Raw genomic sequence first — 11,841 nt, 5'->3', positions numbered from 1 at the left:
GGCGGCCGGCGTCCTGGTGCCGGGCCGGACCAGCGCTACCGGCTCCGTTGCCGGGGCGGCAGCGGTCTTCGGAGCAGGCTTTGCCGTGTCCACCGGCTGCGTCCTGGCGGCAGGGGCGGCCTTGGCGGCAGGACCCACCGCGGGCACTGCCTGGGTCCGGGGTGCTGCCTGGCCTGGCTGCTGCTTCTGCGCCGCTTCGGTCCCGGCAGGCTGCGGCCTGGCGGCGCCGGACTTGGCTGCGGGCCCGACCTTGGCCACCGGTTGCGTGGCAGCCGGCGGTTTGGAACCGGCTTGGCGCTGTGCCGGAGTCGGATCGGTAACGATCGGAACGAAGGAGGTCGCCGCCGGACGCATGACCTGCCGGTCGCTGCCGGGCAGCCGGACGAATTCCATCGGCGCCGAAACCGGGTCGCGCGGTGCCGCCGGCGTCCCGCCGGAGTCACGGCCCTGCCGGGTTTCCGCGCTCAGGCGCTGCTTGTCCGCCGCACGGCGGTTCAGGATGGCGGCGCGTTCGGCCAGGGCCTTCTGCTCGGCCAGCAGCTTCAGGTCGACCTTGCCCGGATCCTGCCCCGGCTCCACTCCGATCAGGTCGGCCAGGCCGGCCGCCTGGTCCATCAGCTCTTCGCGGGCGGCCAGCGCCTCTTCCGCCGTCAGGCCGGCTGCTTCCGCGTCCGGCTGGGGCTTCCGGCGTTCGCGCCGGTCACGGCGGCCGCCGCGCAGGGCCGGCCGTTCCGGCTGGTAGGCGGCATCCGTCACCTTGGCGGAACTTCCCGATGACTCCTTGGCATCGGCCTGCTTCGACGGCGCGGCCTCGGCCGGGCTGCCGCCTGCCGGGGAGGACGGATCGGATCCGGTTCCCGCGGTGTTCAGCATGTGCTCGCGTTCCAGCTGCTGCATGCGCAACTGGCGCCGGGTGGGCACGGCTGCGGCGTCCGGCGGCGCGATCTTGGGCAGCGCGCCGGTCAGGGCGTTGTAGGCCTGGCGCACCTCGCGGTCCCGCGCCCGGGCCTGCGAAGCCCGCTCTGAACCTGCGGCAGCATCCGCCGCTTCCCCGCCGGTTCGCCCCGGCGCAGCGGTCCGGGCCGGAACCGGGACGGCACCGAGGGACTGAGGGGTCTCGACCGCCACGCGGCCACGCTGCTCGGAGCCGGACGACGGCGCACGGCGTGCCTGCATGCGGGCCTCGCGGCGGCTCCGCGGCGGCTGGGATTCCTGGCTCATGAACTACTTCTACCCCGTACTGTGGTCTTTTCTGCGGCCGGCGTCAGGCCGGTACGCCCGCACCCGCATTTACGGGCCGGTATAGACGGTGTTTGGCTATGTACTGTACTACTCCGTCGGGTACCAGGTACCAGACGGGATGGTCATGCGCTACCCGCTCGCGGCAATCCGTGGAGGAGATGGCCATTGCGGGCACCTCAAGCAGGCTGACATCGTCCCGGCCCAGGTTGTGCAGGACGTGGCCGGGCCGGGTGACACCCACGAAATGGGCCAGGGACCACAGTTCGTCCATGTCCTTCCAGGACACGATCTGTGCCATGGCATCGGCGCCGGTGATGAAGAACAGCTCCGCCTCGGGCCGGGCCGCCTGCAGGTCACGCAGCGTGTCGATGGTGTAGGTCCGCCCCGGACGGTCGATATCCACCCGGCTCACGGTGAAGCGGGGGTTGGACGCCGTCGCAATCACGGTCATCAGGTACCGGTGTTCGGCAGGGCTGACCTCCCGATGGGATTTCTGCCACGGCTCGCCGGTGGGGACAAAGACCACCTCGTCCAGCCCGAAGACGGAGGCAACCTCGCTGGCGGCCACAAGGTGGCCGTGGTGGATGGGATCGAACGTCCCGCCCATTATGCCGAGCCGAAACTTACGCTCCGGCCCGGGTGCCTTCGAGGTCGCAAAAGTTTCGCGCGATCCCACTGACCGGTTCAGTGTCGGGCGCCGGGACCCGGGTGCTTGGCCGGATGCTGGCGGTGCGGATCCGCATGTTCCTCGACCGCAGGGTGTCGCTGTCCCACGCTTCGGAACGCGATGGTCGCAAACATCAGGAGCAGAAAGACGGCAAAGATGCCAATGCCCACGGCGTACGGCGAGATGGTTTCAGCGTGGGCTTCGCCGGCTGTCTCGGCGGCGGCAAGGACCTGGGTCAGCATGGTTCTCCCTGGAGGATGGTCGGCCCGGCGGCACCTGCCGCGCGGTAAAAGGAATCATTTCCATGGTACGCGGTTCGCGGCGGGAACCGAATTCCGCAACGCGGTCGGACACCCTGCTAACCCAAGGTTCCGGTGACTGGAAGGTACCGGCCGATTTTTTGCGGCAGGCGACATCTATTGGCCAATTTCTGCCGCGGGGCGACATCTGGTGGCCAATTTGGCCGGAGGACGGGGTTAGCTGCGGACCTGGCCGTCGCCTTGGACGATCCACTTGGTGGTGGTCAGTTCCTGCAGCCCCATCGGACCGCGGGCATGCATCTTCTGGGTGGAAATACCCACCTCGGCGCCCAGGCCCAGTTCGCCGCCGTCGGTAAAGCGGGTGGAGGCATTGACAATCACTGCGGCCGAGTCGATTTCGGCAATGAACTTCTCCGAGTTCGCCAAGTCATTGGTGATGATCGCCTCGGTGTGGCCGGTGGTCCACTTGCGGATGTGATCGATCGCCTCATCCATGGAGTCCACCATTGCCACGGCCAGGTCCAGGTCCATGTACTCCCGGCCCCAGTCCTCGTCGGTGGCCGACTGTCCCTGCACGCCGTCGGGCAGCAAGGCTGCCACCCGGTCATCCACGTGCAGCCGCACCCCGGCAGCCGCCAGCGCGGCGAGCACGGCCGGGGCTGCCGGGGCCTCCGAATGGACCAGCAGGGTCTCCACCGTATTGCAGACCGAGGGGCGCTGGGTCTTGGCATTGAGCAGGATGTCTACGGCCATCTCCTCCCCGGCGGACTTGTCCAGGAAGATGTGGACGTTCCCCTCGCCGGTTTCAATCACCGGAACGCGGGCATTGTTGACCACGGTCTGGATCAGGTCATGTCCGCCGCGGGGAATGAGTACGTCCACCCGCCCGCGCGCCCGCATCAGGGCGTTGGCACCCTCGCGGCCGTATTCGTCCACCGTCTGGACGGCGTCCGTGGGCAGGCCCACCCGGTCCAGGGTGTCCTGGATGATGCCGATGAGGGCGGCGTTGGTGTGCGCGGCAGCGCTGCCGCCACGCAGGATCACGGCATTGCCGCTCTTGAGGGCCAGCCCGGCGATGTCCACGGTGACGTTCGGGCGGGCCTCGTAGATGGCGGCGACCACACCCATGGGCACATGCACCTGGCGCAGGCGCAGGCCGTTGGGCAGGGTCTGGCCGCGCTCCACCGTGCCTACCGGGTCCGGCAGCGAGGCCAGGTTGCGCAGGGCGGCGGCCAGTCCGTCGATCCGGCCGGTATCCAGGCTCAGGCGGTCCAGCAGGGCCGCGCTGGTGCCGTTCTGCCGGCCGGCTTCCACGTCCTGCCTGTTGGCCGCGAGCACCAGGTCCCGTCTGGCCACCAACGAATCGGCGATCTCCAGCAGGGCGCGGTCCTTCCAGGCACGGTTGGCACGGGCCAGCTTCCGCGAGGCTACGCGGGCCAGGTCCGCGATGGCGTGGACAGCCCCGGTGACGTCCCGCGGGACGGCGCCGGACTCCGATGCGGCGGCTCCGGCAGGGGTCTGGGGTACGGCTGTCTCAGTCATGCCTTCGATATTACAGGGAAGCACCCGAGCTGGGCGCGCCCGTCAGGAAAGCGGCAGGAGCCTTCGTCCGGAGGAAGCTGGGCGGCCGCCGAACGGCTACAGGACCACCAGGTCATCCACATGGATCACTTCACGCTCGTATTGCCGGCCCAGGCTGGAGGCCAGTTCCCGGGTGGAACGTCCCAGCATGCGCGGCAGTTCATAGGAGGAGAAGTTCACCAGCCCGCGGGCGATCACCCGGCCCTGCGCGTCGGCCAGTTCCACCGGGTCCCCGGGCTCGAAATCGCCCTTGACGGAGGTAATCCCTGCCGGAAGCAGCGAACGGTGGCGCTCGCGCACGGCCTGCACCGCGCCGTCGTCAAGGGTCAGCCGCCCCTGGATGGAGGCCAGGTGCGCCAGCCAGAGCAGCCGCGGCGTGCGGCGCGAGCCGTTGACGCTGAACCAGGTGCCCACATCCTCGCCGGCCAGGGCCCGGGCGGCGTTCGGGGTGGAGGTCACCAGCGCCGGGATCCCCGAGCCTGCGGCAATGTTGGCGGCATCAACCTTGGTCACCATGCCGCCGGTGCCGACGCCGGCCTTGCCCGTGCTGCCGATGTCCGCTCCGGCCAGGTCCTCGGGGCCGGCCACCAGGGGAATCCTGGTCCCGCCGGCCCGGGGCGGACGGTCGTAGATGGCATCGACGTCGGAGAGCAGGACCAGCGCGTCGGCCTTGACCAGGTGGGCCACCAGGGCGGCCAGCCGGTCATTGTCGCCGAAGCGGATTTCGTGCGTGGCCACCGTGTCGTTTTCGTTGACCACGGGAAGGACGCCGAGGTGCAGCAGCCGGTTCAGCGCGCGGTAGGCATTGGCGTAGTGCTGGCGCCGCATTAAATCCTCGGCGGTGAGCAGGACCTGGCTCACGGTGATGCCGTGGGCACCAAAGGCCTGGGTGTAGCGGGCGACCAGCAGGCCCTGTCCCACGCTGGCCGCTGCCTGCTGGGTGGCCAGGTCCCGCGGCCGGCGGCCCAGCCCCAGCGGCGCCAGGCCGGCGGCAATCGCCCCGGAGGAGACCAGGATGATCTGCGAACCGGCATTGCGCCGCTCGGCCAGCACGTCCACCAGCGCCAGCAGCGCTTCTTCGGAGATTCCCCCGGCCAGCGAGGTCAGCGATGACGAGCCTACCTTGACCACCAGGCGCTTGGCGGTGCGCAGCAGGCTGCGGTCCGCCCGCACCGGTTTCTTCGCCCGCACCGGCGCCTTCACGGCAGCGCGTGCCTTGCCGGTGCTCCCGGTCCGGCCGGCGTCAGTGGTCATCGTCATCGCCGGACTGCTCCCCGTAGGACTCGGTCCAGATGCCCGCCTTGCGCTCAGCCTCCAGCTCGGCGCGGGCGGCCGCCTTGGCGTCCTTGCGCTCCTGGTATTCCTCGCGCTTTTGGGCGCGGGTGGGACGGACGAACTCTTCCAGCCGCGCGTCCATGCCACGCGGGGACGCCAGCAGCTCGGCACCGCCTACCATGGTCGGCTCCCAGTCGAACACCACGCCGTCCTCCCCGCCGATCACCACGGTGTCCCCCGGCTTGGCCCCGGACTTGAACAGCTTCTCCTCCACACCCAGCCTGGCCAGCCGGTCGGCCAGGTAGCCCACGGCCTCGTCGTTGGTGAAGTCCGTCTGCTTGACCCAGCGTTCCGGCTTGTCGCCGCGGACGCGGAAGAGCGGCTGCAGGCCCTTTTCCTCACGGCGAATGGTAAAGCCCGTCTCGTTTACCGCCCGCGGCCGCAGTACCGCGGGCTTGACCTTCGGCGGGGCCGCCTTGACGGACTCGCGGGCAGCCTCGACGATCTCCGCCATGGCAAAGCCCAGCTCGCGCAGGCCCTCGCGGGTCACGGCCGAGACCTCGAAGACCCGATAGCCGCGCTGTTCCAGTTCCGGGCGGACGAACTCGGCCATGTCCCGTCCGTCCTGCATGTCCACCTTGTTCAGGACCACCAGGCGCGGCCGCTGGTTCAACGGGACGACTTCCCCGTCCGCGCCGGCGTAGCTCATGTCCACCGCGTACTTGTCCAGTTCGGCCTCGATGACCTCCAGGTCCGCGATCGGATTGCGGTCCGCTTCCAGCGTGGCGCAGTCCAGCACGTGCACCAGCGCCGCACAGCGCTCCACGTGGCGCAGGAAGTCGTGGCCCAGCCCCCTGCCCTCGCTGGCGCCTTCGATGAGCCCGGGCACGTCGGCAATGGTGAACCGGGTATCGCCGGCCTGCACCACGCCCAGGTTCGGGACCAGCGTGGTGAACGGGTAGTCCGCGATCTTCGGCCGGGCCGCCGACATCGCCGCGATCAGGCTGGACTTGCCCGCGGACGGGAAGCCGACCAGGGCGATATCGGCGATCGACTTCAGTTCCAGGACAATGTCGCGGGACTCCCCGGGGATGCCCAGCAGCGCGAACCCGGGCGCCTTCCGCTTGGGCGAGGACAGGGCGGCATTGCCCAGCCCGCCCTGGCCGCCGGCGGCGGCCACGAACTCGGCACCCTCGCCGACCAGATCAGCCAGCACTTCGCCGTCGGGACTCTTGACGACCGTGCCGTCCGGCACCGGAAGCACCAGGGTCTCTCCGTTCTTGCCGTCCCGCCAGTCGCCCATGCCCGGTCCGCCGTTGGTGGCATGGCGGTGCGGGGCATGGTGATAGTCCAGCAGCGTGGTGGTCTGGTGGTCCACGCGCAGGATGACGTCACCGCCGTTGCCGCCGTTGCCGCCGTCCGGGCCGCCGAGGGGCTTGAACTTCTCCCGATGGACGGAGACGCACCCGTGGCCACCCGTCCCGCCGGATACATGCAGAACTACCCGGTCAACGAAAGTTGCCACGTCTATCTCCTTGATACTGGGGCATGATGCCGGACGGGCTTTCGGCCCATCCGTGATTTTAGTCTGGTTAAACAGCGGTAAGGCGGACCGATGGCCCGCCTCACCACACAGCTTGCTGGAGCTGCTGAATTACTCGGCAGCTGCTGCCGCGGCTGTGCCCACCACGTTTACCACGCGGCGACCACGGCGGGTGCCGAACTCGACGGCGCCGGCCTCGAGGGCGAACAGCGTGTCATCCTTGCCGCGGCCGACATTGGCGCCCGGGTGGAAGTGGGTACCGCGCTGGCGGACGAGGATTTCGCCGGCGTTGACAACCTGGCCGCCGAAGCGCTTGACGCCCAGACGCTGTGCGTTGGAATCGCGACCGTTGCGAGTGGAGCTCGCACCTTTCTTATGTGCCATTAGCTATGCCTACCTTTTGTGTCTTGGAAAACTTCTCGGGGACCCGCAGCGCACTTAGGCGATGGAGGTGACCTTGACCTTGGTCAGGTCAGCGCGGAAGCCCTGGCGCTTCTTGTAGCCGGTCTTGTTCTTGAACTTCTGGATGACAATCTTCGGTCCACGAAGATTCTCGATGATCTCGGCGGTAACCGTGACCTTGGACAGGGCGTCTGCCTCGGAGGTGACCTTGTCGCCGTCGACCAGGAGCAGTGCGGGCAGCTCGATGGTGCTGCCGGCTCCACCGGCGACGCGGTCCAGGGTCACGAAGTCTCCAACGGAAACCTTTTCTTGGCGGCCGCCGGCGCGGACAATCGCGTACACCACTTGGGAACTCACTTCTCTCGACGTCTAATACATTTCTGCGCTTCAAGGTGCAGGCGGCGATTCCGCCCGTTCAGCGCTGTGCAGTCACGCCCACGAGATTTTTCCGTCGAAGGCGGTCGCACCGAAGATCCAGCCTACGCCATGGCGGCTAATTCCCGCAAATGACGCAGCAGCGGAACGGCGCACCGCCCCCGGGGATCCCCGTCCGGCCAAGGCACCTTCCCGCCGCGGCGGAACCGGCCCCAAAGCCTGTACCAGTCTACGCGGAGCCGGGCTGCGGGCTACGCATAGACACGCGCGGCGTCGAAGAAATCCAGCTCGTAGCGGCAGGACTGTTCGAAGGCCGTGCGCATCCGCTGCCGTCCGGCCTCCGTTTCCGCGGCCGCCGCCCCATCCATAATCGCCACCACCTGCCGGGTCGCCGCGGCAAAGCTCTCGTCCCCGTATGTCTGCAGCCAGGCGGCATAGGGGTGGTGGGGGTCCGGGTCCCCGCCATGCCGGGCCTGCAGCTGCTCCCCCACATGGGCATAGAGCCAGTAGCAGGGAACCACGGCGGCCACCAGCTCGCCGTAGCCTCCGCCACCGGCGATGGCCAGCAGGTGGTCCACGTACTGCTTGGTGACCGGGCCCAGCTCCCCGGACACCGCGCGTCCGGCCAGCCAGCTGCGGTGCAGCTCCGCCTCCACCTCCAGGCACTGGTGTGCCCCCTTGGCCCAGAACAGCTGTTCGGCCTCGGTGGGTGCCAGGGCGCTGGCCCGGGCGAGTACCCGCGAATAGCCGTTGAGGTACCGGGCATCCTGGGCCAGATAGTAGCCGAAGTGTTCCTCGGCCAGCGTGCCGGCGGACAGTTCGCGGATGAACGGCAGGGCGAGGATCTCCTCCCGCACGCTGCTGGTCCGGCGCCACAGGTCCTCGCTGAACCCCGCGGGCGAGGCGTCGGCGGGGTTCAGGTGGTGGAAATGGTGGATGGGTCCGTGCCCGCGGCCCACGTCCAGTTCGCCGGAGCGTTCCAAGGCTCCGGTCAGCCAGTGCTTGACCCGGCGCAGGCTTTCCGCCCAGTCCAGCGTGCGGGCCTGCACCGTGGCCATCGCCGCGGACAGCGAGCACCCGGTACCGTGCGTGTTCTCCGTGTCCACGCGCGGCGAGGACAGCTCCACCACATCCCTGCCCGGCCCGGCTGCAGCGTCCACGAGCGCGTCCGGGCTGTCGGCCCCGTGCAGGTGCCCGCCCTTGACCAGCACCTTCAGTCCGTGGCGGCGGGAGAGTTCCCGGCCCTGCTCCAGTGCCTGGTTCCAGCCGGCCGCCACCGGGACATCCAGCAGGACGGCAAGTTCCGGCAGGTTGGGGGTGACCAGGTGTGCCAGCGGCAGCAGGGAACGCAGGGCGTCCTCGGCCTCCGGCTGCAGCAGCCGGTCATTACTGGTGGCGACCATGACCGGGTCCAGCACCACGATCGGCGGGCGGGCTTCTTCCAGCCAGGCCTTGACCGTGTGGATGGTGGCGGTGTCCCCCAGCATCCCGATCTTGACCGCGTCGATGGCGACATCGTCGCTGACCGCCTGCAGCTGCTCGGCCAGGAAGGCGGCCGGCGGGGTATGGACCGAGCGGACGCCGCAGGTGTTCTGCGCCACCAGCGCGGTGACCGCGGCCATGCCGTAGCCGCCGTGCGCGGCAATGCTCTTCAGGTCCGCCTGGATCCCCGCGCCTCCGGTGGGGTCCGTGCCGGCAATGCTGAGCACCCGGGGCACCGGGCGCGGCCGGGGTGCGGCAGCCCGGTCCGGCGCCGATTCCTGCAGTTTCTGCTGTGCTGTTTCCAAAGTCATGTCCTGTGTCGGTTCCTGTGTCAGTTCCATTGCGCCGGCCTCCCTGCCGCGGCGGCGACGCCGGAGCCGGGCGCCTTCACGCCGGCCGCCTCCACCGTCCCCGCGGCGACGGCAGCCGCCTCGCGCAGCTCCAGTCCGGTGGCGTCGCTCAACCGAACAAGGCGCTGCCGGCGCCGCCATGTGGCAGGCCGCCGGGCACAGTCTCTTGGTGGGTAGCGAACAGTCATTCGTGGCATCCCTTCGCTAGTCCGAACTAGATCAGGTTCAACGGGTATCCATCTCAGCTGCGCCCCGGCGGGCCAGCACCCCGTGTCACTCGTCCCAGCCTATAGCAACGGCCCGGGACCGCCGCATTGTTGCGGGGGCCCGGGCCGTTGCCTGCGCTGCCGGCCGGCAGTGTCCTTAGAGTTCCGAGGCCGGAACCCCGACGCCGAGGATGATCGGGCCCGGTTGGCCTGCCTCTTCCTTCGGCTGCTTCGGTCCGGCTTCTTCCGCCGGGGCCGGCACGGCCGGGGCGTGGGCGGTGAAGGAATGTCCCGTGCCCTCTGCCCGGTTCCCCGAGGCCTGCTCGACGGCACTCTCGTTGGCCGCACCCTGCGCCCGGCTGGCCGAGCGGTGCCGCCGTCCGCGGCGCCGGCCGGCGGTGCCGGCGGTGTCCGTGGTGCCGGCGGTGTCCGCGGTGCCGGTGTGGGCAGGCGTGCCCGTTTCGGCAGGGGCCGAGGCCACCCGGTTGAAGGCCTCGGTCAGGCTCTCCAAGGTCAGCGCGGGCTCTTCCACCGCCGCCGGGGAGTGCTCGGCCCGGGGCAGGGCGACCTTTTCGCCATTGATGGTCAGGACCGGCGAACCGGCCTCCGCGGAGACCGTCCCACGTTCCTGAACCGCATGGGCGGCATGCTCCTCGGCCTCGTGGGCCGCGTGGGCCGCGGCGGCGATGTTCGCCAGCGCGGCGCGGGCCTTGGCCTGGCGCTCGGCTTCCTCGTGCTGCTGCGCCTCGGCGGTCGGCTGCTCCTGGGGCTGGTTCTGGCCCCGGTTGCGCCGCTTCTCGCTGCGTGACGGCTTCTCGGCACGGATCTGCTTCTCCCGCAGCTGGTGCTGGTGGTGCTCGGCGGCCACGGCCGACCGGCGGTGCTCCAGCGGCTCTTCGTGCGTGACCACGCCGCGGCCGCCGCAGTGCTCGCACTGCTCGCCGAAGACCTCCAGCAGGCCGGTGCCCATGCGCTTGCGGGTCATCTGGACCAGGCCCAGCGAGGTGACCTCGGCCACCTGGTGCTTGGTCCGGTCCCGGCCCAAACACTCGACCAGGCGCCGGAGCACCAGGTCGCGGTTGGATTCGAGCACCATGTCGATGAAGTCGATCACGATGATGCCGCCGATGTCCCGCAGCCGCAGCTGGCGGACCACCTCTTCGGCGGCCTCGAGGTTGTTCTTGGTGACGGTTTCCTCCAGGTTGCCGCCCGAGCCGGTGAACTTTCCGGTGTTGACGTCGACGACGGTCATCGCCTCGGTGCGGTCAATCACCAGCGAGCCGCCCGAGGGCAGGAAGACCTTCCGTTCCAGCGCCTTGTGGATCTGCTCGTCGATCCGCTTGGCGGCAAAGATGTCCTCCTCGGAGGTCCACCTTTCCAGCCGGTCCACCAGGTCCGGGGCCACGTAGGTCACGTAGGCCTCGATGGTGTCCCAGGCCTCGTCACCGGAAACGATGAGCTTGGAGAAATCCTCGTTGAAGACGTCGCGGACAACCTTGATGGTCAGGTCCGGTTCGGCATACAGCAGTTCCGGCGCCAGCGTCTTGGTGGACGCGGCCTGGCTCTCGATCGCTTCCCACTGGGCGCGCAGGCGGTTGATGTCGTTCATCAACTCCTCCTCGCTGGCCCCCTCCGCCGCGGTGCGCACGATCACTCCGGCGCCGTCCGGCACATGCTCCTTGAGGATCTTCTTCAGCCGGTTCCGTTCCACGTCCGGCAGCTTCCGGGAAATCCCGGTCATCGAGCCGCCCGGAACGTAGACCAGGAAGCGTCCGGGCAGCGAAATCTGGCTGGTCAGCCGCGCGCCCTTGTGCCCCACCGGGTCCTTGGTCACCTGTACCAGCACCGAGTCGCCGGACTTCAGCGCCAGCTCGATGCGCCGCGGCTGCCCGTCCAGGTGCGCGGCATCCCAATTGACCTCGCCGGCATACAGCACGGCATTCCGGCCCCGCCCGATGTCGACGAAGGCCGCCTCCATGCTGGGCAGCACGTTCTGGACCTTGCCCAGGTACACGTTGCCGATCAGCGAGTCCTGCTGGGTCTTGGAGACGAAGTGCTCGGCCAGCACGCCGTCCTCGAGCACGCCGATCTGGATCCGCTCGTCCCGTTGGCGGACCACCATCTGGCGGTCCACGGATTCGCGCCGGGCCAGGAACTCGGCCTCGGTGATCACCTGGCGACGGCGGCCGGACTCCCGGGACTCGCGGCGGCGCTGGCGCTTGGCCTCCAGCCGGGTGGATCCCTTCACCGCGGCCACCCGGTCGCTCGGGGCGGTTTCGGACGCCGGCCTCGGCGCCCGCACCCGGGTGATGGTGTTGGGCGGGTCATCGTCCAGCCCGCCTGTCAGCTCCAGGTCCTGGTCGCCGCGGCGGCGACGGCGGCGACGGCGGGAGGTCACGACGTCGGCCGCCTCGGCAGCTTCACCGGTGCCCTCCTCCGCAGGCGCGCCGGCCTCGGC

The 11,841-nt window shown here is 69.5% G+C and carries 11 protein-coding genes and 1 riboswitch; all 11 genes read right to left on the bottom strand.

Annotated features, from left to right (window positions below; genetic code table 11):
* The coding region (locus ACFQ36_RS16455; RefSeq protein ID WP_377015463.1) for a hypothetical protein at positions 1-1,221 on the bottom strand (1,221 nt) is incomplete at its 3' end.
* Between the two features lie 43 nt (positions 1,222-1,264).
* The gene (gene nadD, locus ACFQ36_RS16450) at positions 1,265-1,930 is read right to left on the bottom strand and encodes a nicotinate-nucleotide adenylyltransferase (RefSeq protein ID WP_377015469.1); all 666 of its coding nucleotides are present in this window, start codon (positions 1,928-1,930) and stop codon (positions 1,265-1,267) included.
* Positions 1,927-2,151: a hypothetical protein gene (locus ACFQ36_RS16445; protein ID WP_377015461.1), complete on the bottom strand. Its 225-nt coding sequence runs from the start codon at positions 2,149-2,151 to the stop codon at positions 1,927-1,929. Before ACFQ36_RS16445 ends, nadD begins: the two co-directional genes overlap by 4 nt.
* Before the next feature lie 234 nt (positions 2,152-2,385).
* Entirely contained in the window at positions 2,386-3,711 is a 1,326-nt protein-coding gene (locus tag ACFQ36_RS16440) for a glutamate-5-semialdehyde dehydrogenase (RefSeq protein ID WP_377015459.1), read from the bottom strand.
* Positions 3,712-3,807: 96 nt separating this feature from the next.
* Entirely contained in the window at positions 3,808-4,905 is a 1,098-nt protein-coding gene (gene proB, locus ACFQ36_RS16435; protein ID WP_377015467.1) for a glutamate 5-kinase, read from the bottom strand.
* An 88-nt stretch (positions 4,906-4,993) separates the two neighbouring features.
* Positions 4,994-6,550: a GTPase ObgE gene (obgE, locus tag ACFQ36_RS16430; protein WP_377015457.1), complete on the bottom strand. Its 1,557-nt coding sequence runs from the start codon at positions 6,548-6,550 to the stop codon at positions 4,994-4,996.
* Positions 6,551-6,679: 129 nt separating this feature from the next.
* Positions 6,680-6,952, bottom strand: coding sequence for a 50S ribosomal protein L27 (gene rpmA / locus ACFQ36_RS16425; RefSeq protein WP_377015452.1), 273 nt, complete (start codon positions 6,950-6,952; stop codon positions 6,680-6,682).
* Positions 6,953-7,006: 54 nt separating this feature from the next.
* Positions 7,007-7,315 carry a 50S ribosomal protein L21 gene (gene rplU, locus ACFQ36_RS16420; protein WP_377015465.1) on the bottom strand — a complete coding sequence of 103 codons (309 nt, stop codon included), beginning with the start codon at positions 7,313-7,315 and terminating at the stop codon, positions 7,007-7,009.
* Between the two features lie 281 nt (positions 7,316-7,596).
* Positions 7,597-9,138: a bifunctional hydroxymethylpyrimidine kinase/phosphomethylpyrimidine kinase gene (gene thiD / locus ACFQ36_RS16415; protein ID WP_377015450.1), complete on the bottom strand. Its 1,542-nt coding sequence runs from the start codon at positions 9,136-9,138 to the stop codon at positions 7,597-7,599.
* A 20-nt stretch (positions 9,139-9,158) separates the two neighbouring features.
* The gene (locus tag ACFQ36_RS16410; protein WP_377015448.1) at positions 9,159-9,290 is read right to left on the bottom strand and encodes a hypothetical protein; all 132 of its coding nucleotides are present in this window, start codon (positions 9,288-9,290) and stop codon (positions 9,159-9,161) included.
* A gap of 66 nt (positions 9,291-9,356) precedes the next feature.
* Positions 9,357-9,458, bottom strand: a riboswitch (TPP riboswitch).
* A gap of 82 nt (positions 9,459-9,540) precedes the next feature.
* Positions 9,541-11,841: Rne/Rng family ribonuclease (locus ACFQ36_RS16405; protein WP_377015446.1), on the bottom strand; the 2,301-nt coding region annotated here is incomplete at its 5' end.

Source organism: Arthrobacter sp. GCM10027362 (assembly GCF_042679445.1).
Taxonomy (GTDB): Bacteria; Actinomycetota; Actinomycetes; order Actinomycetales; family Micrococcaceae; genus Crystallibacter.
Note: the sequence above shows the minus strand (reverse complement) of the source record. Positions and strands in the feature narration are given on the sequence as shown.